Origin of the sequence: Mitsuaria sp. WAJ17 (genome assembly GCF_014174515.1) — a bacterium.
GTDB lineage: Bacteria > Pseudomonadota > Gammaproteobacteria > Burkholderiales > Burkholderiaceae_C > Roseateles_B.
The window spans coordinates 72,796-96,061 of record NZ_JACJUG010000022.1 but is presented as its reverse complement, the minus strand read 5'-3'; the positions used below and the strand labels follow the sequence as shown (position 1 = coordinate 96,061).

The 23,266-nt window shown below is 59.3% G+C and carries 20 protein-coding genes and 2 pseudogenes; 1 reads left to right on the top strand and 21 read right to left on the bottom strand.

What is annotated here, in order from left to right:
• The 20 genes and pseudogenes from H5407_RS24030 to H5407_RS17310 all read right to left on the bottom strand — a co-directional run.
• Nucleotides 1–292: hypothetical protein (locus tag H5407_RS24030; RefSeq protein WP_220800662.1), on the bottom strand; the 292-nt coding region annotated here is incomplete at its 3' end.
• A gap of 37 nt (nt 293–329) precedes the next feature.
• Nucleotides 330–878 (bottom strand): hypothetical protein, encoded by a 549-nt coding sequence (locus H5407_RS17395; RefSeq protein ID WP_183105747.1) that lies wholly within the window; start codon nt 876–878, stop codon nt 330–332.
• A gap of 272 nt (nt 879–1,150) precedes the next feature.
• Entirely contained in the window at nt 1,151–1,945 is a 795-nt protein-coding gene (locus tag H5407_RS17390) for a hypothetical protein (protein WP_183105746.1), read from the bottom strand.
• A gap of 81 nt (nt 1,946–2,026) precedes the next feature.
• Complete coding sequence (locus H5407_RS17385) at nt 2,027–2,449, bottom strand: type II secretion system protein (RefSeq protein WP_183105745.1); 423 nt, start codon at nt 2,447–2,449, stop codon at nt 2,027–2,029.
• A gap of 2 nt (nt 2,450–2,451) precedes the next feature.
• Nucleotides 2,452–2,835: a prepilin-type N-terminal cleavage/methylation domain-containing protein gene (locus tag H5407_RS17380; protein ID WP_310737667.1), complete on the bottom strand. Its 384-nt coding sequence runs from the start codon at nt 2,833–2,835 to the stop codon at nt 2,452–2,454.
• Complete coding sequence (locus H5407_RS17375; protein ID WP_183105743.1) at nt 2,825–3,292, bottom strand: type II secretion system protein; 468 nt, start codon at nt 3,290–3,292, stop codon at nt 2,825–2,827. Before H5407_RS17375 ends, H5407_RS17380 begins: the two co-directional genes overlap by 11 nt.
• A gap of 6 nt (nt 3,293–3,298) precedes the next feature.
• Nucleotides 3,299–5,254 carry a secretin N-terminal domain-containing protein gene (locus H5407_RS17370; RefSeq protein WP_183105742.1) on the bottom strand — a complete coding sequence of 652 codons (1,956 nt, stop codon included), beginning with the start codon at nt 5,252–5,254 and terminating at the stop codon, nt 3,299–3,301.
• A gap of 21 nt (nt 5,255–5,275) precedes the next feature.
• Complete coding sequence (locus tag H5407_RS17365; RefSeq protein ID WP_183105741.1) at nt 5,276–5,848, bottom strand: hypothetical protein; 573 nt, start codon at nt 5,846–5,848, stop codon at nt 5,276–5,278.
• On the bottom strand, nt 5,845–6,189 hold the full coding sequence (locus H5407_RS17360) for a hypothetical protein (RefSeq protein WP_183105740.1): 345 nt from the start codon (nt 6,187–6,189) through the stop codon (nt 5,845–5,847). Before H5407_RS17360 ends, H5407_RS17365 begins: the two co-directional genes overlap by 4 nt.
• Before the next feature lie 221 nt (nt 6,190–6,410).
• Nucleotides 6,411–6,926, bottom strand: a complete 516-nt coding sequence (locus H5407_RS17355; protein WP_183105739.1) for a hypothetical protein — start codon at nt 6,924–6,926, stop codon at nt 6,411–6,413.
• Entirely contained in the window at nt 6,926–7,552 is a 627-nt protein-coding gene (locus H5407_RS17350) for a hypothetical protein (RefSeq protein ID WP_183105738.1), read from the bottom strand. Before H5407_RS17350 ends, H5407_RS17355 begins: the two co-directional genes overlap by 1 nt.
• Before the next feature lie 115 nt (nt 7,553–7,667).
• Entirely contained in the window at nt 7,668–9,317 is a 1,650-nt protein-coding gene (locus tag H5407_RS17345) for a GspE/PulE family protein (protein WP_183105737.1), read from the bottom strand.
• An 8-nt stretch (nt 9,318–9,325) separates the two neighbouring features.
• Nucleotides 9,326–10,402 carry a type II secretion system F family protein gene (locus H5407_RS17340; protein ID WP_183105736.1) on the bottom strand — a complete coding sequence of 359 codons (1,077 nt, stop codon included), beginning with the start codon at nt 10,400–10,402 and terminating at the stop codon, nt 9,326–9,328.
• A 137-nt stretch (nt 10,403–10,539) separates the two neighbouring features.
• Nucleotides 10,540–10,980 (bottom strand): type II secretion system major pseudopilin GspG, encoded by a 441-nt coding sequence (gene gspG / locus H5407_RS17335; RefSeq protein ID WP_255501298.1) that lies wholly within the window; start codon nt 10,978–10,980, stop codon nt 10,540–10,542.
• Between the two features lie 690 nt (nt 10,981–11,670).
• On the bottom strand, nt 11,671–12,063 hold the full coding sequence (locus H5407_RS17330) for a hypothetical protein (protein WP_183105735.1): 393 nt from the start codon (nt 12,061–12,063) through the stop codon (nt 11,671–11,673).
• 166 nt (nt 12,064–12,229) lie between these two features.
• Nucleotides 12,230–12,604, bottom strand: a complete 375-nt coding sequence (locus H5407_RS17325; protein WP_183105734.1) for a hypothetical protein — start codon at nt 12,602–12,604, stop codon at nt 12,230–12,232.
• The gene (locus tag H5407_RS17320) at nt 12,601–16,248 is read right to left on the bottom strand and encodes an Ig-like domain repeat protein (protein ID WP_310737666.1); all 3,648 of its coding nucleotides are present in this window, start codon (nt 16,246–16,248) and stop codon (nt 12,601–12,603) included. The genes H5407_RS17325 and H5407_RS17320 overlap by 4 nt, the downstream gene beginning before the upstream one ends.
• Nucleotides 16,249–16,269: 21 nt before the next feature.
• A pseudogene (locus tag H5407_RS24880) lies at nt 16,270–17,508 on the bottom strand (Ig-like domain-containing protein); the annotation flags it as partial.
• 64 nt (nt 17,509–17,572) lie between these two features.
• Nucleotides 17,573–20,143, bottom strand: coding sequence for an RHS repeat domain-containing protein (locus tag H5407_RS17315; RefSeq protein WP_183105732.1), 2,571 nt, complete (start codon nt 20,141–20,143; stop codon nt 17,573–17,575).
• Between the two features lie 138 nt (nt 20,144–20,281).
• On the bottom strand, nt 20,282–20,692 hold the full coding sequence (locus tag H5407_RS17310; RefSeq protein WP_183105731.1) for a hypothetical protein: 411 nt from the start codon (nt 20,690–20,692) through the stop codon (nt 20,282–20,284).
• On the opposite strand from H5407_RS17310, the pseudogene H5407_RS24875 reads away from it, so the two are divergent.
• Nucleotides 20,622–20,824: pseudogene (locus H5407_RS24875) on the top strand (IS3 family transposase); the annotation flags it as partial. The gene H5407_RS17310 and the pseudogene H5407_RS24875 sit on opposite strands and share 71 nt — an antisense overlap.
• 162 nt (nt 20,825–20,986) lie before the next feature.
• Here H5407_RS24875 and H5407_RS17305 read toward each other — a convergent pair.
• Nucleotides 20,987–23,113 (bottom strand): TniQ family protein, encoded by a 2,127-nt coding sequence (locus H5407_RS17305; protein ID WP_183105730.1) that lies wholly within the window; start codon nt 23,111–23,113, stop codon nt 20,987–20,989.
• Between the last annotated feature and the right edge of the window lie 153 nt (nt 23,114–23,266).

The following is a 23,266-nucleotide window of genomic DNA, read 5'->3' as shown; positions in this document are numbered from 1 at the left end:
TGGCCAGATCGAGGCCGATCGTCGTAATCTCCATGGTGGACGCTCCTTCCGATCGAGTGGTTGCTGACACATCCACTGTGGCACTTCGATGCCGTCTACGGGTGGGGGCGTCCATCCCATTGCTTACGATTGTTGTGGCGAGCGACTGCTGCAACTCACGGAGCAGTCGCTGAGAGCGCACCACGGCTTGCGGCTCGTTGACCGGATTGAGGCCGCCACCATGCGCACGATGAACGGCGCCGACCGAGATCGCTGCAATGCTGTCCGTCGGGCCAAAGGGGCGCTCAACCAAAGAGCCTTGACTGCCACTTATGGGGCCTCATTTCCGCCTATGCGCTCCCGACATTCATAGCCAGCGCCTTCACCGCCTGATAGGCGGCTCGAAGCGCAAGAGCGTCAGCCAAGGCGTGATGACGGCCCAGCCCTCGCTTTCGAAGATCGCGGAAGCACTCCTCGGCAGCGATTTCACCGGTTGGGCTACCAGAAAGGGCGCCGATGTTGACTGGGAGTACCGATTCACGCACCTGCTCCCACAGTCCTGCATTGCGGACGGAAAGTGCCAGCAGCTCAAAGTCCGCAGGGTAGTCAAAGGCCACTTCGACTCGAGCGCTGGCCTCCTCGGACATCGAGAGCAGCCATTCGCCGGTTCGGCGGCCCATCTCCCATTCAGTCGAGGCGGCATTGGCGACCTTGTCCCACTGGTCCAGGACTCCTTCAAAGAGGACGAACTTGGAAGCGGCCCTCCGGCGAGCGATGCCAACTTCGCTCGACAGGTTCAGTTCGACGTAGTGCTCGCGTCCGTCCAGGCTGACAAGCCCCATGCTGAGGAGTTCAGGGCGAAGAAGGTCCGTGAACTCTGTATCCAGGAAGACGATCATGTGCAGGAGTTCGAACGTTCAGAACGGCTATTGCCGGCGCATAGCTATTGTTGCCCAGCGCTGCTTGATTGCAGACGCCAGGCTGTCACCTCATGCCATTCGCCCTCCATGCTGGCCACCGCGGCATGAAGCAATCCAGCATGCATAGAGCGTCGACGTTGCGCCTCGACGTTTGAATGCCACTTGCATCGCCAAGCTGTCGTCAATCGATCGGCCTCTGGGCCCCTTGCTCAGCAACGGCAAGGTGGCTTCCTTCGAATGTCCCATCCTTCTCATCCGGGGCGATGGCCCTCGCGTGCTGTCCTACGCTGCTCCTCGTCCAGTGGTGGAAAGTAGATGACATTCGGGCGGTATGGGGGGAACCAAGCAACCTTCAGAAGCGCGCCAGCGCAAAGCAAGACGATCGTGGTCGCGACTCCCATCCACTGCCCCAACGCAGATTCGATCGCTCCGATCAAGCTGACGCCCCCGGGTGAATGAAGGCCCAGCAACCAATCTGTGAGCCCAGCGACCAGCGCAGCAGCGACAAGGTCGCCCATACGCTCTACCGCAAGCTCGCTGGCCCTCTTGCTCCGTTGATCGCTGTCAAATATTCGCAGGAGGAATTCACTTTGTTCCTTGAGCGCCAGGCGATGAAAATCACTCGCGTACACGAATCCGTCGGAACGTCTGATCGATTCTTGTCTTGGGCTGGTTAAGCCGCGCGGAAGCTGGAGCCTAAGTTCTTCAGCGAGGAGGCGGATGACCATGAAGCCTGCAGGAATTACGATGGCTACAAGAGTGCTAAAGGCAACGAAGACGGCAGCCAACCAGCCGACATCATCGAGCACACGCTTTCCGACCTCTGACCATTGCCACATGCCCCGTTTGACGTGAAGCAACATGGCCTGGTCAAAGAACAGCAGGACGCACACCAAGCGCAGCGCCCATCGTGCATCCCACAGCCTTTCAAGCAGGTCTATTCCTACTCCGGCGACAGGCGCATCGTTTCGTTGATCAGTCTCGTCTTGTGCCATATTGTTTGTCCCGTTGACTGGCTTGATTGAAATGCAGCCGGAGCCAGTCATGCACCGCCCGTTGAACTTGACTCGATGGCGTGAGTATCAAGACCGGCGTCCGTATTGCGCGACAGATTCGTTGAGATCGCCTTAGCCTCCCCGCGAAGCCCCGTCGGGCCGGTAGCAGAATGGCCCGGCACTATGCAATTCGTCATTGGATCGCAAGGGCCCAACACAACGAAATCCTCCATCGGGGGTCCGGATCAGTTCCCACTCCAGCCGACCACTCAGCGGATTGGGATAGGGCTGCCGCAAGTGCCGACGCGCAAACGGGACCCGTTTGTCGTCCAACAAATCTTCAATCGATTTGGGAAAGGCCTTGACGCGCCCGGGTGTAGATTCGTAGTAGCTGCCAATGGCCTGGACGTACTGCTGTCCCACCCACTCCAGCTGCACCTGCCGCTGCCTGCGCGCCGTGGTGCTCCAGACCTCGGAAGCAAGCGACAGGCCCAAGCCGATCAAGGCGACCGCCAGTAGCACGCCAAGGTAGGTGAATCCGCGCTGATCGTTCATCGTCACCAGCTCGAGTAGCTTGTGCCATCCCGCGCGGTGCCAGGTGCACCGCTATGCACATCCACGACACCGCTCAGGCCACCCACTGAGTCCTGACTGAGTACCCAGGTGTCCGCTCGGTCCGTGATCGGATCCAGCGGGATGGCGCGCAAGTAGCGGGCCTCGACCAACTGGTCCAAGCCCTGGGGCAAGCGCCCAGTGTCCGCCCGATGCTTGTCAATGGCCTCGCGCATGATCCGAAGGTCGGTGCGAAGTGCCGATTCCTTGGCCCGTTCCAACGAATCGAAGTAGCGGGGCGCGGCCAGCGTGAGCAAGGCAGCGATGATGGCCATGACCACCAGCAGCTCGACCACCGTGAAGCCAGTCCTCAGTCCTTTACCAGTCACGATAAGGCCTCCCGTCCAGCCCCGAGCCTTCCGCCTTGGAATGGACGTCGAACACGTCGCGTCCTGGCTTGGGGTCGTTGAAGGCGCTGTCATAGCTGCGCAGGGCCCAGGTATCGGCGGCGTCCACGACCGCCGCCGGGGCCATCGGGTCCCGGGGAAGGCGACGCAAAAAGATGAGCTTGCCCGCCATGGGCATCTGAGCATTGGGCGCCCCCTCTACCAGCACCTGCAGCGAAGGCGGATAGCCAGAGCCACCGACCGGACGGGCGACCAACCCCGCATCAGAGGCTCGCTTGTAGGCATCCAACGCAGAGCGGATCTCCCGTAAGGACCTGCGCAGTTCCTCCTCCTGCGAACGCCGATGCGCGAGCTCCGCCAAGGGAAAGCCAATGCTGGCCAGCACCGCCATGATGGCGACGACGACCAGCAGCTCGATCAAAGAAAACCCGCGAGCCATGGTCGATCAAGGAGCAAAGGAGGATCGCGGCGGTGTGGACGGGGCGGTTCCCGACGTCTGCCCCGGCACGCCGGTTCCCGGCCCTCCCGGAGGTAAGGCAGGCGCGTTTCTTGGCGGCAGAATGGGCGCATTGGGCGTCATCGTGGGACGGCCGGGGAAGGGGTTGACCTGTTCGACGCGTGTGGGTGCTTGCGATGAAGGAGCCGGCGTCCCCAGCTGAATGGGCGCCGCCCCGGCGGCTGCATCGGTGCCCGACATGAACTCTTGCAGCCCGATGCCAGGGGGCTCGATGTTGCGGACGATGTGCGGCGTGACCAGCAGCACAATCTCGGTCCGCGAATCGTTGTCACGGCTGCCGCCAAAGAGCTTGCTCAGGAGAGGAATCTCGTTCAGGCCGGGCACACCGGTGTTGGATCGCTGCTCATCGCGCTTGATCAGCCCAGCCAGGATGTTGGTCTCACCGTCGCGTACCCGCAGTGCTGTCGAAGTGTTGCGCGTGCCGATTCGGTAGGCCTGCGCGCCGCTGGCGCGCGAGATGGTCTCGATGATGTTGGAGACCTCCAGTGACAGCTTCATCGACACATCGTTGTCGACCGACACCGTAGGCTCGATGTCGAGCTTCAGCCCCACATCCAGGTAGTTCACGGATTCAGCCGTACCAACGTTCGCCGTCGCCACCGTCGTGAAGACCGGCACACGCTCGCCGATCAGGATCTTGGCGGACTGTCGATTCCTGACCCGGATGCGGGGATTGGCAAGTAGGTTGGCACTGCCCACCTGGCTGCGCAGCTGGGCCGCTGCCATGGGATTGCCCACATTGAGCTTCACCATATCGGCGCTGCGATGGCGCCATTCGTTGAGCGTGAGCTGACCAGCGCCTGCGGCTCCACTGAGCGTGGCGGAGATAGAGCTGGGCCAGGTGACGCCCATCTCGAGCAAGCGGTTCACGCTGACCTCCAGCACCTCGAGCTCCAGCATGACCTCGGGCTCCGCGACATCCTGCGTCGCCACCAGCTTCTCGACCAGGCGCACGACCTCGGCACTGTCCCGAACGACCAGGGTGTTGAGCTTCTCATCCACCACCACGTCCCGCGCCCGAGCAATCGTCCTGGCCAGGGTCGCCACCTTGCTCGCTTCAGCAGTGCTCAGGTAGAAAGTCCTCACGATCATCTCCCGGTACTCCGCCTGCTTGGCCGGCGTGTTGGGGTAGACGAGCAAGGTGTCCTCGTCCAGGACACGTCGTTCCAGCTGGTTGGTGGCCAACAGCAGGCGAAGGATGTCCTCAACGGGCTTGGCCGTCACGGACAGGGTCACGCGCTGGTCTGCGCGCACATCCTTGTCGATCACATAGTTCAAGCCTGAAGCCTGCTTCAAGGCCTCGAACACCTGTTGCAAGGTGGCGCCCGAAAAGTTCAAGCTCACCGGCTTGCGATAGGCTTCCTTCAGTCGAGGGTAGATGCCTAACTCCTTGCCCGTCTTGTCCGCCTGCTGACGTGAGAGCTGGCGATACATCGCCGTAGCCCGCGCGTTGTTGGGGTTCTCCGACAGGACCTGCTGCGTTCGTGAGAGCGCCGTCTCCACATCGCCTTTGCGTGCCAGGTCTTGAGCCCCGTCGAGAATGGCCCAGTGTCGCTGGGCATCTGCGACTCGCGCGGTCCCCGCCGTCGCTCTGGCGTTTACAGGGTCAATCGCCAACACCTGGGCGTAGGCCTGCTGGGCGTCGTCAAAGTCCCCAGACCCTATCGCCTGATCAGCCCGCCGCATCAGTGCATTCGTCGCACTTTCCCGCTCCGTAAAGTAGCTACGTCGGTACTCAACATTGCCGGGATCTTGGTCAGATGCCTCTTTCAGCTTGGTGAGCCCTGCCTGTACCTTCCCTTCAGCAAGATGGGCTTGACCTTCCCGATACGCGCGGTAGCCCGAGCACCCCGTCAGCACTGCCGCTGCAGCAACCACCGTCATTGATTTCTTGAGCACCTGAACCTACCTTGCCGCCGAGATGGGCAGCATCATTTCTTTGTTGCTGGGCAAATGGACCACCCTCACCTGCTGTGGCGTGATGCTGGCGATGCGGTACTCCGCCAACAAGACATCGCCCACCCTGCCCTGCCTCACCCCTTGGGGGATGGCAATGAACACACTGAGGCCCAGCTCGTCCTGCCAGGTCCCTATCGCGCTCATGGGAGGTCGAACCGCGGCAGGCTCAGCCAAGGGCTGGCCCACTGGAGCGGTAACGGCCGAAGTCGCCGTCGCGGGCGTCGCCGGTTTGGGCGCAGGCGGAGTGACAGGCTGCTGAAGCACCACTTGCAGCCGTGAAGCAAAGGCATTGCCCGGCTCGGCAGTGTCCGGGTCGCGCGTGCCTGCTGCGGCATCCTGCGCGCCAGCTGGCAAATCAACGGAGGAAGCGGCATCCGCCAATGGCCGGAGACCGGCAGGCTGCGGCGTAGAGCGAACCACCGGGTGTGCCATGTCGTCCGCATGGAGCCAGCTCCATGCGCGCAACCCCAGGAGCCCCACCATCACGGCCAGCAAGACAACCAAGCGTTTCTGCTTCATCGCAAGCGCCCTCGCCCGGTCCCCGCCAGGAGGTAGACAACCACCGTCACCCGCGCCTCAACATCGATCCCATCGGCCGACGACCTGCTGAGGTTGAACTCTCGCAGCGTCAGCGCGGGCTCGTCCAGCAGCAAGCCTGTGACAAACCGGCGTACCGCCGGATAGGGCCCCTTGAATGCGCATTTCACCTCCAGGCTCGAAGGCAACTCGGCACTCGCAGCGTTGACCTTGTAGTCCGCCTTTGGCCAGCCCAAGCCTGCGTCCACCGCGGTGCGCTGCATACGAGCCAGAAGTAGCGGGATGTCCTGCTCGTCGGCAAGTACCGCCTTTGGAGCCTGCATGGGCGAGGGCAAGGGCATAGACCAGGGCGAGGCTGGCGCCGCTGCGCCGGCTGTCATGACTGCCTCCAGCTGCCGCAGACCGTGCCATGCCCGAAGGCCTATGGCTGCGGCAACCACCGTCAGCAACAGCCCCAGCAATCCCACAGGCCCAATGGCTTCATGTGCCCGAGCCACCAAGATGCGCAACTGAAGCTTGGCGCTCCGCCTTGGATGCGGTGACATCATCGGGTCCTCCAGGGGGTCGTTATCGAGAAGCGCACCAGCGTGCGCCCTGCCGCATCCGTGATCGACTCATGCGAGCCCAATCGAGCCGGCCCCAGCACGCTGTCGTCATCGAGCGTCCGGGCATAAGCCAGCACTTGATCGAAGCTGCCAGCCTCCCCCTCCACTCGCACCGTGCCAGCCGCAGGGTCGATGAAAAGACTCAGGAGATAGACCGGTGGCTCTGTCGCATGCTCTATGACGCGCAAGATGGGCAGCCACGGCTGGCGCAGCAGAGGCGCCACATTGCGCATTCGCAGTTGGTCTGGCGTGGGCCTTTGCGCTGCTTGCACCGCCTTGCGTGACGCTTCCGCCGCCTGCGCCTGTGCCAACAACCGCTCCTCCTGGCTCGCGCGCACTGCGTCCCAACGATGCTGCAGCCACAAGGCGCCCGCCAGGGACAGCCCGCCAGCAATCAGCAACAGTCTCGCCGCCCAAGGAGCAGAATTGCGCTGAACAAAATCAATGCGCTGCATCAGCCTGCTCCCGAGTCGCCCAACGGCTGGCCAGGCCAGCCAGCCGCCAGCACGGGTGCGTCTTTCATGAGACCACCCAGGCGCAAGGACTCCAGCGCTGCGCAGCGCTTCGCACCCTCCAGGTCCGACACCTGCGAGGCCCCAGGATTCAAACTCATCACACGCCCGTCACGCAGCAGTGCCACCAGTGTTCGATCTTGCTCGGACCAAACCCACCAAGCCCCTGGCCTGTCACCATGGCCGTCAGCTTGACGACCTCCACGGCGGCTCAGGAACTCACGTCCCCAGACGAAGGCCGGCTGCAGAGACGCCACCTCCACAGCTGCAGCCATGGCCGAGGACAGCAGCGCCTCCTTGACAGGGCGAGCCAGCGCATATCCCAGAACCTGAGCTTCACCTGCGCGAAAGTCCATGTGGACCTCGGTCTGTCCATCCAGCCCATGGACATCACCAAAGCGATGACGCAGCAATTGTCCGGCGTGCCCCCTGGACCACAGATCGGGTCCCAGTGGCACCAGCATCACGGGGAGCCAGGCGGACTCGAGAACGGCCACCACAGAGTGATAGGGCTCCTCAGTGCCTTCGAGCTGAAGCGCGGCCTCCACCGCCGGTGCCAGGGCTGTCACCCGTTCTCCTCCCGTCGCCAGGCTGGCCGCACTTTTGCACGCCCACCCTTGAGCGGTCTGCTCCCAGCGTTCGATGGCGTCGCGCCCCACGCGGAGCACCTGAACCCGCTTGCGCTTAGTCCGCCACACGGTCCACCTCCTCCAAACTGGTGTGCCCGTCCCAGGCAGCTTGCAAGGCCAAGGCGCGCAGGCTGCGCCAGCCATTGCGCTCGGCCTCCGCCTGGATCTGCGCCTGCGGAGCTCGAGCGCCGATCAAGGCCTTGATCACAGGGGTGAGCACGAGCAGTTCGCCCAAAGCAAAGCGTCCGGCGTACCCTGTGCCGCGGCACTGCTCGCAGCCCACGGCACGAGCGAGCTGTGAAGCTCGCTCGAAGCTCAAGTCGGCCGAGCACTTCAGGGCTTGCACTTGCTCAGGCAGCAGCGGCGCACGGCAGTGCACGCACAGGCGACGCAGCAAGCGCTGGGCAAGCACGCCGTTGATGGCCGACGCAAAGGTGTAGGCGTCAATGCCGAACTGCTCGAAGCGCCCCACCACATCGAACACGGTGTTGGCATGGACCGTCGTGAAAACCAGATGCCCCGTGAGCGAGGACTGCACGGCGATCTGCGCCGTCTCCGCATCCCGGATTTCACCGACCAGAATCTTGTCGGGGTCATGCCGCAAGATCGAGCGCAAGCCCCGAGCAAAGGTCAGCCCCTTGCGTTCATTCACCGGGATCTGCAGGACCCCGGACAGCTGGTACTCCACGGGATCTTCGATGGTGATGATCTTGTCTCGCGTCTGATGCGTCTCGGCAATGGCTGCATACAGCGTGGTCGTCTTGCCCGAGCCCGTCGGGCCGGTTGCGAGCACCATGCCATGCGGCTTGCGGCACAACGCGCGAATGCGATCCGCCGAGACCTCATCGAACCCCAGCTTGTCCAAGGTCAGCCCGGCCAAGGTCTGGGCTAAGTGCTGCCGGTCCAGAACGCGCAGCACCGCATCCTCGCCGTGAATGCTCGGCATGATGGACACCCGCACATCCACCATGCGACCGTCCAGTGCAATCTGCAGCCGGCCGTCCTGCGGCACCCGGCGCTCGGCAATGTCCAGCTGGGCCATCACCTTGATGCGGCTGATGGCCTGGGACAGCAGCTCCATGCTGTCGATGCGGCTGACAGCCGTCAGCACGCCATCCAGGCGGAATTTCACGGTCAGGCCGCTTGGGTCACTCTCCAGGTGGACGTCGGACGCACCACTCTTGAGTGCGTCGTACAGCGTTGAATTGACAAAGCGCACCGACGGACTGTCGTCAACGCCAATGTGGCGCAGGCTGAGCACCTCTGCGCCACCAGCCTGCCCTGCTCCGCTACGCGCGTCCGGAGCCACCGCGAGCGCGCCCAGCGCCGTGAGCTGCCCCTCACAGTGCGTCAGCCAAGCGTCGAAGGTCACCGTGCTGACCAATGTCGCTTCGATGCGCCCAAAGCGCGAGCGAGCCCAGGCCAGAGTGTCAGTATCGAAGGGGTCCGTGATGAGCAGCCTGGTCTGCGCCAGCGCCGGGTCGTCCAGCAAAGCACAGCGCCGGCGCGCGCACTCGGGAAACGACAGGCTCTCGAAGCGCGGAGGCATTTCCAGCAAGGCCTGGATGCGCAGCGTGGGCAGCGACAGAAGTTCGCCCAGCTCGTCAGCCAGTGACTGTGCGTCGGGGGCCGTCCGAAGCAAGGCCCCGAACACGTCGGCCTCGCCTTGTTCCCGGAGCGCAGCGATCCGCTGGCTCATTGTCATTTCAGGGCTCATTGCAGTGCCGAGGCCAGTTCAAAAATGGGCATGTACATCAGCACGACCACCACGCCGACACCGATCCCGATCAGCAGCATCACCAAGGGCTCCAACACCCGGACACCACGCTCCAGCGACCGGGCCACTTCAGCATCGTGGTAATGGGCGATGCGGGTGAGGACGCTTCCCATGTCGCCAATACGCTCTCCGGCGAGGATCAGTTGCTCGGCCACGGGCGTGGCCATGCCTGCATCCGCATGCGCCCTGGCCGGCGCCTGCCCCTCACGCAAGGCACGCTCCACCGCCAGCCCGCCAGCGCGCATGCCCAGCGGAAGCACGCCATTGGACAGCGCCAGCGCTTCGGGCAGAGGGATGCCACCGGCCACCAACATCCCGGTGGAGCGGTACCAGCGGGACAAAAAGTACACACGCAGACGGTCGCGCAGGGGTCCCCGCTGCATCAGGCGCTGCATTGCCCTGGTGCGCACGGCGGGCGAGCCGACCAACGCCACCAATCCGCCCACGGCGATGCCCGCAGCCAGGAGCAGCCACACGCCATGCGCCTGCAGCCAATGCGACCAGCTGATCATGGCTCTGGCCGACCAGGGAAGCGCCCCATTCATACCCTCGAATACCCGAGCGAAACGAGGAATGACATACAGCAGCAGGAAGAGTAAGACGGTCAGCCCCACCCCAGTCAGTACCAGGGGATAGATGGCCACCGAGCTGATCCGATGGCGGAGCTCGGCCACACGCCGCTCGTGTTCAATGAAGCGAGTGAGGGCCTGAGGCAGATCAGACGTCAGCTCAGCAGCCTTGACCAGCGACACCAGCAGCGCGGAAAAGCGCATGTCCGCCGACAGAGCCAGCGAAAGGGCTTGCCCGCCCCTCAAGCGCTGCGTGAGCTGCTCCAGGGCCTCCGAGGTGTCCGACGAGGCTGAGCGGCCCAAGGTATCCAGGGCTTCGATCACGCTCAGGCCAGCCCCCAGCAAATCACGCAGCTGCTCCGCCAGCACCACCACGTCCAGCGGGCGGGCCCTGGCTCGCAAGAGCTGCTGCCAATGCCCGCTGACAGCTTCGACATTCAGCACCGTGTGCCCTTGCCGCACGGCCAGGGCCCGCGCCTCTTCCGAGGAGGCCGCCTCGACCTCCAGTGCATGAGGCACACCGCGGCCTTGCACCACATGGATGCGGAACTGCATCAACTTCCCTCCCCCATAAGCGCCATCTAGCGCCCACTGTCCCAGACGCTGACGTCCGCGTTCTCGCCAGTGCCGCCAGGCTGCCCATCCTTGCCCAGGCTTTGCAGCTCGTAGTCATGCCCTGCCTCGCCAGGAAGGCGGTACTGATAGGCCCGCCCCCAAGGGTCCGGTGGCAGTGCTTTGGAGAGATAAGGGCCAGCCCAGCGAGCCTCTTCGGCCGGTCGTTCGACCAGTGCTTTGAGACCTTGCTCCGTGCTGGGGTAGTGGCCCGTGTCCAGACGGTAAGTGGCCAGCGCCTTGTCCAGGGCGTCCAGCTGCGCCCGGGCCGCCTTGGTTTCGCTCTTGCCGATCTGGTCGAAGAAGCGTGGCGCCACATAGCTGGCCAGCAATCCGATGATCACCATGACCACCAGCAGCTCGAGCAGCGTGAAGCCAGCCGCCTGCGCCATAGGTTTGTAATTCGACATGCCCCTCCCTCAATCCCCTCGTCACGCTTGGGGACTCGTCGGTATAAACCAAAATCTCCTGCTCTGCTCCTGTGTCGCCGGTGTAGCAGGAGCTTTTCGATTTAAACCAGACGCTCCTGTTTTAAGTGGGAGCAGCGCCGTCCGAAAGCTTTGCTGAACTCACTTCAACTAGCGCAGTCACTGAAGAGGCAATTGCATTAACCACCCCATCTCTGCAACCAATGCAATTCCTGGCGAATTCAGCAACACCATGGAAATATACGCAGATCGGTCGACCGTATTTCCATTACGGCGCCACCAAATGGCGCAAGTACAGCTGGTAGCTTAAGGCAAAAGCCCCTCAATCAGTGCCTTGCGGGCGGCGTCACTGCCCCCCAGACTACGCAGCGCCAGGCCAACTTTCAAATCGCCGTCATTCTCTACCATTTACGAATCTTTCGACCACCCATAACTGCGACAATAGAATCAATTAAACTAGCCACAACCAGCGCAGCAGCAATCAGCGGCTGCCTACAACTTGCATTGGATGCAAAAAAATCAAAGACGACTGCGCACTCAAAAATGCCATGCCATATGATGAAAACCCGAAGAACACATCAAAAAGAAATATCGTCCAGCAGCACCGAAAGACCAAAGTTGCGCAGAGGTTTTACATCGCGGGCTGACCATGGCTGCGACCACTTAAAGCCGTCAACGCTTAGTGTTGGAACTGACTTTTAGCAAGCTCGTCACCCGGATAGGGTTACTGTCCCCCGTGCGGTAGACTATGAACAAAATCTCGGTTGGTCTCTCGGTGTCATCGCATTTGGTAGGACACATCACCTTCAGCAATCGCGTACCCGTCGCCGTTGGCTCAACCCAGTTCATAAACTGCTTTGCCGAAGCGATCTCTTGCGGGGCCCCAATTTCGGCAACTATTTGGCCGATTGATTTCTGCTCGTAGGCGATGGCCCACTTCGCCGGCATCTCATCGGCGCGCCCGCCACAGGCCACAACGGATGCAAGAGCTAGTGTCGCAACGAGACGACGGAACACAACCAGTGTGCAACGCTCCCTTAGCGGAAGCAGGTTCACTTTCCACATGTGCACCTCCGATAAACAGGATTCCCTTGCGGTGAGCTTCGCGCAAGAGAAGCCGGCGGAAGCACAACTCGCTGTGCCCGATCTGCTGCCGTGCGCGTTCGGAACGACGTATTGGCCCACCCGCTTGAGGGCGCTGAAGTAGGCCGGGCTTACCAGTCTACGGAACTCACCTAAATATACGAGACTGAAGGCAGACCCCGCTCCCTCGAGCCGCCTTGCGCAGCAAATAGCTTAAAGCCTCGAAAGCAAGGTAGACAACTCCAAGCATTGCAAGATATCCCCACCCACTTGCGACGCCTGGCCCACAGTAGGCTTCGGTAAGGCAAGTAAAGACCCGCGCGCCGATCTGAATGTCGCTCCACAGCGCACCAGCAGAGATCACAGCAGCCACGACGAGCACCGAGCGCCTTCGGCGCCGACGCCCTTCGCTTTTAATCAACTCAATGATTAGCAACCAAGACCGATACGGCACAAGACCCGTCGCAGCAAGCCCGATAAAGCCCAACAGATACACCGCAAAACTCTCAATGGGAATGTTCACTGCCCACTCCTAACCTGACGTAGTAAATTTCCTGGCCAGAATGTTCCCGGCTTAACGTTCGGGAAGGATGGGTGGCCGCCCAGTGCCGTCGAACTGCGAATGGAGCACTGGAAAGGAGCAGCAGAAGGAAGACTCTCCGCCTTACTGATAATGCTCTCCTCTTCAGCCTGAGACGTATTTTTGCACGATGTCTCAACTATCTGCCCTTTGTGGAATTCCTTGTATTTCTGAATGTTAGCCGCCTTCCCAATGATTAAGTCGCCACTGCCCGCCTGATGTGCCGGCCCGTATGCTCCAGCTGGATCATAGATCGCGGGTCCGCCACTGCCATCACCGCGAGCCGTATACACGGCAGCGTGGTCTCGGATGCCACCAGGGCCAACCGTAGTCAGTAGGCAGGTCTGCAGCCCAAACGGATCAACGTAGCCAACTGGATTCCCTGCCACATATGCATACGTATTGATACCTCCTACTAGCCCAAGGGGGTCGGATTGAACATACCTACCCTGCAACGGCAGATAATCTCGATACCAGTTATAGAAATTCCCTATTTCCACATCCAGCAATTGCCCAGGGAAGCGCTGGTTAAACATAAAGGTTCCAAGTCCCTTGGGGTTCTGGTCTGGAGCAGTCGCACCGAAAGCCTCAGCCCCATCCCAACGCCAGACCACGGCGTCGTCCGCACTGCGAGTGATCACTCTCGGCGTGTCCAAATGGTCTGAATAGACGTTGTAGGCGACGTTGTTCAGAGTCGAGCTGGCTGCCGCCCCAGTCTGCTTCAGTACCGCCACAGGCATCGATCCCAGGTAGGCCGTTTCATACAGCGGTGCCAGGTTCATGTCGTACTCACCAACCAGACGCCCATCCTCGTTGTAGGCGTAATAGCTCGCCCCAGAAGGCACCAGTGTCGCGGGCCCGGTCTTGGCCACACGCTGCTCCAGCCCGTTGTAGAGGAAGCTCACCTTCCCGCCCGCGACGGAGGCGCTGTTCATGCGCCCCCGGTCGCTGTAGGTGTAGTCCACGGCGCCATCCGCCAGGGTGTTACCTGCGTTGTCGTACTTGAACACCTGGGTGCCGCCCGGGGCCTGGGCCTGCGAAACCCGATTGCTGCTAGGCGAAAGTGTCACGGCGTAGCCCGTGCCGCCTAGACTCCTCTGCGTGCGGTTGCCAGTCAGATCGTAGCTGTAGCCGTAGCTCGCACCACTCAGTGTGTGCGCCGTGAGCCGCCCCAGGTTGTCGTAACTGAAGCTTTGATCAAACACAGGCTGAGCGCCTGCCGCATTGCTATGCACGTAGCCAAGGATCAGGCCGGCCGGATCGTACCGCAGGGTTCTCGTCAGACCGGCAGCAAGGCCGGTGCCGTTCGGATCACCCAAAGGGTAACTCGCCAAGCGGCCGTATTCATCAAAGCTTCGGCGATAAGTCGTACCGTTGGCCCAGGTCCAGCCTGATATCTCGTTAGCACCGTTGTAGGTCACTGCGGAGAGGATATTGATAGTTACGCCGGCATTGGTGCCTACCCCGTTGGCATTTACAGGATTCGCGGTGAGTGCGTTGATCCGTCCGGCGGCGTCATAGGCATAGTTGACCTGGAGGCCGCTGGGATAGGTGATGGCCGCCAGCTTCTCTGACGCCGGGCCGCTGGCACCCCAGGAGTACTTCAGAACCTGCGGAGGCATACCCGCAATTACTTGCGTCTTGGTCAACACGTGACCCAAGTAGTCATACGTATAGCTCGTCGAGCCAGATTCATCAGTAATACGAGTCAGTCGACCTTTGCTATATGGCACAGGGCTACCGCCACCGTCATACTCGAAAACCGTGGGCGTGCCGCTAGCATAGGTTGCGCTCTGCAGCCGTCCGAGCATGTCGTAGGTGAAATGCGTGATCTTGCCGCGCGAATCAGTGCGAGCCAGCAAGTTTCCCGCCGTGTCATAGCTCATCCCCGAATTTCCCGTGTCAGGGCTTGCCTGCTCAACATAGTTGCTCAGCCCATCGACGGAATAGGATGTTTCCAATCCTCGAGGATCAATGACAGCGACGAGGTTCCCCTGTTCGTCGTAGCGCATCCGGACGCTGGGCGGAGTCGACCCCGTCGAAGGCGGCGGGCTATCTACCTGCACCAAGCGGTTCAGGGTGTCAAAGTCTCGGCTTACGGCATTTCCCTTGGGATCCACATCGGCCCAGCGATTGCCGCTCGGGTCATAGCCGTAAATCCAGGTCATAGCGCCAGTGCCGCCTGAACCACCGCCATTGACCTGCACGGCTACATGTTCAGATGAACATGGTGCACTCGTGCCATCGCCGCCGTAGATCGCCCTTACCGAGTGGAGACCCGGAGTGCCGAGTGTGACTGACAGTGATGCCTTGTTAGCACTGATGGGAGCGTTTCCAAGCGCCGTTGAGCCATCAACAAAGCCGACGGTTCCAGTCAGTGCGGCCCCTTCCAAACTCGCTGTCAGGGTAATCGCCGTGCCGCTAGCAATCGTGTCAGCAGAGCTGCTCAGGGTGAGGAGGCAACTCACCGACACAGCAACAGGGCTTGAAATGCTGGCCCCGTAGACTCCATCGCCAGAATAAGTAGCGGTAACGCTATGTGTCCCGGACGTTGAAAAGCCAGTCGTGTAGCTCGCTGCGCCACCGACAAGAGGCACGGTTCCCAACGACGTAGCACCGTCTTTAAACGTCACGCTGCCCGACAATGTGGCTGGGCTGACCGATGCCGTGAAAGTCGTGGGCTGCCTCAGCGAAAGAGAAGCAGACGAGGCGACCAATATTGTCGACGAAGATTTAGACAAGACCTCCTGCACCAACACCGGCGAGCTGCTTGGTGCATTAGTATCGTCTCCAACGTAGTACGCAGTAAGACTGTACGTTCGTGCCGTACTAAATTGATGGACATGCTTGGCGACACCAGCGGCACTCGTATCGACGGATAGGTTCCCATATTCGCTATCTCTGAATACGACATCACCGGTTGCCGTGGGTGGTGACAAAGTAGCTGTCAATGTAACATTTTGTCCAGTAGCCGAAGGTGTCAAGCTTGAGTACAAGTCGACTGTTACCGGTGCTCGCTTAGCTCGAACAAGTTGTTCGAACGCGGCCGACGAGCTGCTCAAATTGGCGTCGTCGCCGGAAAACACGGCGGTCAATCGATGTGTACCAGCGGTATCAAAGGTCACCGCCATAGCCGGCTGAGAGCCTGCTCGCGTAGGGACAGACGCAATTGCAACGCCACTATCGTAGAGCGTCAGCGTTCCCATCGGACCACTAAGAATGAAGGCGCCATCTACCTTTGGATAGATGGTGAACACTTCACCAACGTAAGCCTTAGAGAAGGAGTCCAAAGTTACCGATGAGGTCGCCTTAGTCTTCACAGTCTGTGTGAGTGCCGCCGACGTGCTCGCGCTACTACTGGCGTTCCCGTCATAGGTTGCCTTAAGGCTGTGAGCGCCGACAGTAGTAAATGAGGTTGTGAGTGTCGCAGTTCCGGAGTTGATCGTGGACGTCCCCAATGTGGTGGTCCCGTCTTTGAAAGTCACCGTGCCAACAGTGGTTGCGGGACTCACCGTAGCCTTGAGAGTCACCGGCTGACTGACATAGCTGGGATTCAATCCACTAGCAAGGGAGGTGGTGGTGGACACCTTGGCGTTCACCACTTGGCCAATCGATGTAGAGGTACTCGAGCCATTGCCAACATCGCCAGCATAAGAAGCAGTAACGCTGTGGGTGCCTGCGCTACTGAAACTGGTGCTCAGTGTCGCAACACCACCACTGAGGGTGCCCGTACCCAAAATTGTCGAACCATCTTTGAATGTCACAGTTCCACTAGCCGTAGACGGGCTCACCGCGGCAGTCAACGTGAGAGGTTGGCCCACGTAGCTTGGATTCACGCTAGTACCGACAGTCGTGGCGGTAGTAGCTTTAGCGTTTACGGCTTGGGTTAGCACAGCCGATGTACTAGCCGCATTTGCAGCATCACCTGCATAAACCGCTGAGAGACTTGCATTTCCCGCTATGCTGAAGCTTGTTGTTAAGGTAGCCACACCGGAGCTGAGCGTAGCAGTGCCTAGCGTTGTCGCGCCATTCTTGAAGGTAACCGACCCGGTCGCGGTAATGGGTGCCAATTTTGCCGTTAGAACAACACTCTGCCCCAGAAAACTCGGGTTGACGTTGGAGCCTAGCGTCGCGCTAGTGGCCGCTTTCACTACCTGATTGAGACCGGGCGACGTGCTCGCAGCATTGGCGATGTCTCCGGCATAGATAGCCGTCAGAGTGTGAGTACCAGCAGCGGCAATACTTGTAGTGAGGGTAGCCGTGCCTGCACTAAGACTACCAGTGCCCAGGACGGTCGTCCCATCTTTGAAGGTCACTGTGCCGGTGGCGGTCGACGGCGTAAGCTTCGCCGTGAGAATCAAGCTCTGCCCTGTGGCGCTTGGATTGAGTCCGCTGCTCAACACTGTAGTGGTTGTAGCTTTGGCCTTGATCACCTGACTGATTGCTGCTGAGGTGCTCGAGGCATATGTGCCATTTCCGGCGTAGACCGCCGTCAAGCTACTTGTGCCAGAGGAGCTGAAGCTGGTCGAGAGGACCGCTTTTCCAGCATCGAGCGAAGCACTTCCTAATACGGTAGCTCCACTCTTGAATGTCACGGAGCCTGTTGCCGACAACGGCGTCACGGTTGCCGTTAGCGTCGTGGCCTGAGATACGTAACTTGGGTTCAGACTGGACACAAGAGCGACGCTGGTAGCGGTTGCGGCTAGCCCAGCTTTGCAACTCAAAGTCGCCAGCAGGAACACAACCAGTGACCGCACAGACGCGATTCCTCGCAAAAGCAGAATATCTAGTCTTTGCCTAGGCCCGGTATCGCACGCCCGCTCTCCGGATGTAGTATCCGACCACATAGAGTCCCTCCCTGAATTTGTTTGTATCGCAGACATTTGTCAGCTTCAGCACATCCAGCACAAATCACTGCGAAGAGCCGATTACTTGCTGCAAACGCCCCAAGGCGTCGAACGATCGTTTAATATTGCGAGCCAGCACGCCGCTGGCGTCTTGAACCCGCTCGCTGATCCGATTACCTGCAGCGTCAAGCTCATAAATAACTCGATTACCCGCAGTATCAGAAATTCCAATGAGACGGTGCGCTTCATCGTAATCGTAGTTCAGTCCAGAGCCGTCTGGGAAAGTAGTCTGAGTAACATTCCCCACTCCATCGTAGGAGTAGTTTGAAGTTAGCGGAATGTAACCATCCCCCGCCGATGTGACCGTCAACGATTTCAACCATCCACGAGGTGTATAGGTCATCTCACTAATGACCCCATTGGGGTCCATGACCTTCAGAAGCCGTCCATTCTTATCGTATCGCACATACTGAGTTACATGGCCAGCCGGATTGGTGATACTTTTAAGATCTCCGACCATATAGTCAGCACTTGAGCTGTCGTAGTATTCATATACTGTCACAAACCCACGTGGATCCACACTCGTGAGCATTTGACCGAACTGGTTATAGGTAAAAGAAGAAGTTCGCGGCGTCCCGATCGGAACTGCGGCTAGCCCCAGCACCCCCCGCTCGTCAGACGTTGCTTGCTCAACCTGCTTGCAAAGTACTGAAATGGGTTTTCCGTTAGGCAGTTTTGCAGACACCGGGGCACAGCTTGCTATCGCGCCGCTATTAAATGGATCGGGCTGTCCGTTATAAATCCAACTGATACGTCGCTTAGGTTCTGCTCGACCAACCTCCACACGCCAATCAGGGTGCCAAGCCGTACTTATCTTTCTACTACCAGTCGGTAGATTAGCTCCAGCCGAAATCACACCCGCGCAGCCATACCCTGCAACCAATCCTTCGACGCGCACCGTTTCCAAATTCCGCCCACCAGCATATGCATAGCAGGTACGACTTCCGGAGAAGTCATCACGAACCGTCACATTTCCATAAACATCAAATGTGCTACTTTTATGAGCTGCCGAACAACCAGACCCAGCCGGTTGCGAAATAGAGGTTACGTGAGGAACGTCGTTGATCCCGACGAACTGCATCGTCCTAGATGCACCCAGCGGGTCGACAAGATCGACTTGGTTGGTTTGGCGATTCGCCACAACAAATCTATTCAACCCTTTTGGCCCTTCAGTAGATATCGCATTCCCGTCAGCGTCATAGCCATATGAACCAACTCGAGTAGTAATTCCACCCCAAGTTTCAGACCGTCCAGTTAGCGCCTGGAATCCATTAGCTCCAGGCGCGTAATCCACCTCCCCCCAATGATAATCAACAGTCAACCCATTGGGATATCTAACCCCTATCAGTCGATTCTGAGGATCAAAGGAATACTTGTACACCCCCCCTACAGGATCCTGCATAGTAGACAAGTTGCCAGCCTTGTCATACGTGAAATACATGGATCGACCGAATTCGTCCGACTGAGCAAGAAGATACCCGGCACCCGGAGCGATATCTGTAGAGACCGTTCCATCCGAATACAAATAGGATGTCTTCCTACCACTCATGGACCAGCTTGAAAGCAGTTGGCCGGAATCAGCATAGACATCGATATAGTCTGATTCCGTAGTAACCATCCACCGTGTCGAGCCACCTGAATCGACGACCTTGATCGCTGATTCTTTAGAGCTCGTGCTGGACTGCGCAACACCATCCAAGATGTTGAACTCCACCAGCATCCCGTCCCGCGTGGTGAGTAGAGCCTTTTTAGAACCATCAGGATACACAGGGAAGCAGCCTGATCGTACAGTTTTGGTAAGCACCCCTTCACCGCCCGAATAGGATATTTCGGTCCACACTCGAGGCACACATGCCGCACCAATATTTGCACCCTGATAGTCAGAAAAGCCAACACTGCGCGAGGCGATAGATGCGAATGCACCAATATCACTTCTATAGGTTCGCTCCATTTGTAGCGCGCCGCTTGCAGACCGGTAATCCACTTCTCTTTGCTCTTTAAGACCCGGCGCCGGGAATATCGGATTTCCATACCCGCACTCATTCCGCCGCTTGTCTCGCGTTTTGATAGTCACCTCACACCAGGCCTTCTGAACTTTGCCGTCGGGAGTGGTGTTGGAGAATTTATAGACAGCCCCATCCGGGCAATTCATATTTGCCGCGACAATTCCAGAAGTAATAGGGTCAGACTTCAAAACATAAGACCCATCACTCTGCAGAACATATCGGAATCGATTTGCTGCCCACGAATATAAATTGTCGATCCCGTTTATGTTTTTACTGCCGCTATCCACAAATGGACTGCCGGCAGCTCGATCGGCATAGAATGGGATTTCCGCCAATGACTTGTCAAAATGAGCCGCCTGATATTGCACAAGGGCGGCAAAGGCTTCCCCGAGTGAATCAAAGTAGCCAATGGCGGGTGCCAAATTTGTTCCCCAGCGCACCACTGGCGCTGTCTTCAATGTGATGGTTCCCGCTTGGCAAAGCGTCGAAGAAGCAGCCAACACTGCCAAAGTCAAGCAAGAACTTTCAAACTTCGGGATGCAGTACTTTTCCATTACTGAAGAAATCATAAGAAAATTAATACACTTTGGAGCTCAAAGCAAAGCCCCAAGCGAAGAAATGCAATCAACAACCTCAAGCCAACAGGAAAGCTAACGCCTGTCAAAAACCACCCCTACCGAGAATGGAAAGTCTTCGATGAAGCGGCTTCAAAAAATGAGCTCACCGATTGACCAAATGTGGAAAAAATATGTAATCTCGCCGTCCACCTGGGGGCATGGAAATCTTCTTTCCGCCAAACTAGAAAGAAAAAAGTCCCTGCAATTTTTGCGTCTGTTCGCCTCTTCCACGAACGAATAGTTCTGCGCAAATTCGGCAAGCTGGAGGGAGGGCAGGTTGGCGCGCACGGTACTTGCCCTTCGGCTTGAAAGCAGCCCCTCCTTTTTGGGGGGGCATGCGCCAAATTGGCTCCGCTGGAACAGCTTTGGAGCGGCTGTTTCGATCTGGCCGGTGAGCTGATGCTCAAGTGCCGCCCGCTCCGCGAGGAGGGGTGACGCGGATGTCGCCGAGGCCAAGCGGCTGAAGGAACTGAAAGTCGAGAACGCCAAGCTAAAGCGCATGCTGGCCGAGCAACTGCTGGTCATCGAGGGCCTGAAGGAGTTCACGGGAAATAGTGACATCCCCGTCAGGTTGCCGGGTGTGCCGTACGAGCCCTGACCTGCCGGAGCATCTCCGAGCGCCGGGCTGTCAGATCTAGGGCTGTGTGGAGCGCCGCACGCGACTGGTGGCGCTGGCTAGGATGCCAAAGCCAAGGCTGAATCGGCAATGGCAGCCCTCATGGTCTGCCTCGCCCCGACCATGAGCTGCCACCTCGCCATGGCGCGTGCAGCGCATCACCGTGCAGATCGTGAGGGTCAGCGCGGCTGACGCCCGTCAAATGATCCAGCCTCATCTAGTGCAAAAGCCGCAAGGAGCACGCCGGCGTCCTTACCGGACGCTAGCGCGCTTCGGTCAATGCCACAGGCCATCGCGATTGCCGACTTGTTGGGAACCATACCCTTGCGTGGCAGCGGTACTCCGGCTTGTCGAAGACTTTGTAGATATGTCTCGAGAACATCTACCGCTGGCCGTTTCGGCTTCGTACGTATTGCAGTCCAGGCGGCTCTCACCGCATCGACCATTGACCTGCTGACAAAGAACGTCGCGCATTCCGCCGTCGTAGGAACCCGAAGCGTACTGATGTCCGAGGACCTGCAGATTCGTTGTAGGCGGGCGGTCGTGGTTCCCAAGTCCTTGGCGATGGAGAGCAGCGCTGAGAATCGTTCCAGAAAGGCATTAATCGATCCACGCGGGATCCGTGTCCTGTTCGCCCCCTGGACCGCTTCAAGCAGGCCTTGGTGAACCAAGCCTGGAACTGCGGCCACAGGACAGCCGATGCTCTGAGCAGCCTCCTGAATGGATACGGCTTCGCCCGACGCATCTGTTCGGCAGCGCTTGGCAAATGCCTCGACGTCAGTCCGCTTGAACAAGATACCGCCTACACCTTCCCCTGCTCTTCCGACCGATTTCACCTTTCCATCTAAATAGGCTGCGACAAAGCGTCCCTTTCCATCGCCTGCCCAGAAGCGAATTTCCTGCATCACGTAGGCGAGAGACACCTGCTCGTCCCGCTGAACTTCTGGATCAACTTCGGCAACTGGCGTCGTTGTCAAAAGCTGAATCTTGAAGGCCTCCAAATCAGCCTCGTGATAGCCTGGCTTCATGGCCGGACTGTGCCGCGATGCATAGTGGCCTGAGGCCTTCAACGCCGCAAGTGCGCTGACCGGCAGTTCAACGAAGCGCGCCGCACAGCGGGCCCCCATCATTCGGCCTTCTGCAATGAGAGGAGGGGCCAACTCGGACGCATCAGCTATATAGCGCTTTTGTTTTCCAGTCGATATCTCCTTGATCGACAGCCTTCCAGACCTCGCCCATTTGGACAAAGTTCTGGGATCAACTCCCGTTCGTTGCGACAACTCGTTCAGCGACATATAGCGTCGCTCAACGGGCAGCCCGCCTAGCATTCGTCGATCAACGATGCCATCACCCCACTCCATGGTTCCAAAGCGAATGAACTCGGCCTCCAGAAACGAATAGTCATCACGCCCCTTGAACAAGGCGTCGTAGAACGATTCGTAACGCTTTCTAAGCGTTGTCGACCTATCGCGCGCCTGCTGCGATGCATCAACGACGCGTAGCAACTGATGAAATCGGGATGGCCATTCGCATAGTGTGCTGGCCGCGGCCAGAGCCAGATCCGCGTCAGACACTGCTCGCAGGCCACCCGAAGCGCCTAGAGTAAAGCGCCCTAGCTGTCGGACCAACGCGAGCAGTGATTGGAACGGAAGCGCCAGCAAGGCCTGCGTCGGCATCGATTTCAACATCGGAGTAGATGGCAGCCGACGATGTAAATTGGCGCACATCACCTGCATCAGCTCCTGCAAGGCAGGCTCGGCAAGCGTCGGCGCCGCGTCAAGAAGATCGCCTCCGCATTTGCATTGAAGTAAGCCTGGTCGAAACCACGTCAACTTGGCATCGCAATGCGGACATGCCGAAATCGCCAACCTGCCGTGACTAGGACAGGCCACCGCCAAGCTCAAATCCCAGAAGGCGTCCACGTGCCCTGATTCATTGACGCAGTCGGGACACAACGCCGGCCGACTCAAGCGGAGCGGCTGACTTACCAACGAGCTGCCTAAGGCGTGTCCCAACAACCTATAGCCGGCCGCCTTGTTCAGATCCTGATAGGCGATGTGTGCATATTCGGAAGGACTTCGTCCCGTCACCGCCGCGAGCTTGCGAACTGGGAATCCTGCCGTCCGCATCTCACCTTGAGCAATGCCTGCGAGACTGAGGACATGCCAAGGTGAGTCGTAGCCATTTTCTTCCGACACGCGCAAAACGTGTCCCAGGAGGCTTTCGGTGGGATAAGGCGTTGGGGTGCGCAGCAACGGCCTCACGGTGGCGTCCTCAGGCGGCATCTTGCAGCGGTCCATCCACATGTGGCTGGCTTCATGGTCATACTCAGCTGGCGACCAGGGTCTGGGCCAGAGTTCCCGTCGATTTAGACGCCTTTTTCAGCACTGGGCGAGATGGCTCGTCGACGTCCGCATGAGTGCCCAGCGAGAGCGCTCGAGCAATGCGCTCCTGTGTGG

Excerpts from the sequence above, each read along its gene's own strand:
- H5407_RS17375 (WP_183105743.1), bottom strand. The coding sequence starts at position 3,292 with ATGGCTCGCGGGTTTTCTTTGATCGAGCTGCTGGTCGTCGTCGCCATC.
- H5407_RS17330 (WP_183105735.1), bottom strand. The coding sequence starts at position 12,063 with ATGTGGAAAGTGAACCTGCTTCCGCTAAGGGAGCGTTGCACACTGGTT.
- H5407_RS17305 (WP_183105730.1), bottom strand. The coding sequence starts at position 23,113 with ATGTGGATGGACCGCTGCAAGATGCCGCCTGAGGACGCCACCGTGAGG.
- H5407_RS17370 (WP_183105742.1), bottom strand. The coding sequence starts at position 5,254 with ATGACGGTGGTTGCTGCAGCGGCAGTGCTGACGGGGTGCTCGGGCTAC.
- gspG (WP_255501298.1), bottom strand. The coding sequence starts at position 10,980 with ATGTCGAATTACAAACCTATGGCGCAGGCGGCTGGCTTCACGCTGCTC.
- H5407_RS17390 (WP_183105746.1), bottom strand. The coding sequence starts at position 1,945 with ATGACTGGCTCCGGCTGCATTTCAATCAAGCCAGTCAACGGGACAAAC.
- H5407_RS17365 (WP_183105741.1), bottom strand. The coding sequence starts at position 5,848 with ATGAAGCAGAAACGCTTGGTTGTCTTGCTGGCCGTGATGGTGGGGCTC.
- H5407_RS17345 (WP_183105737.1), bottom strand. The coding sequence starts at position 9,317 with ATGACAATGAGCCAGCGGATCGCTGCGCTCCGGGAACAAGGCGAGGCC.
- H5407_RS17395 (WP_183105747.1), bottom strand. The coding sequence starts at position 878 with ATGATCGTCTTCCTGGATACAGAGTTCACGGACCTTCTTCGCCCTGAA.
- H5407_RS17360 (WP_183105740.1), bottom strand. The coding sequence starts at position 6,189 with ATGCAGGCTCCAAAGGCGGTACTTGCCGACGAGCAGGACATCCCGCTA.
- H5407_RS17355 (WP_183105739.1), bottom strand. The coding sequence starts at position 6,926 with ATGCAGCGCATTGATTTTGTTCAGCGCAATTCTGCTCCTTGGGCGGCG.
- H5407_RS17310 (WP_183105731.1), bottom strand. The coding sequence starts at position 20,692 with ATGCGCTTTAGCTTGGCGTTCTCGACTTTCAGTTCCTTCAGCCGCTTG.
- H5407_RS17385 (WP_183105745.1), bottom strand. The coding sequence starts at position 2,449 with ATGAACGATCAGCGCGGATTCACCTACCTTGGCGTGCTACTGGCGGTC.
- H5407_RS17315 (WP_183105732.1), bottom strand. The coding sequence starts at position 20,143 with ATGATTTCTTCAGTAATGGAAAAGTACTGCATCCCGAAGTTTGAAAGT.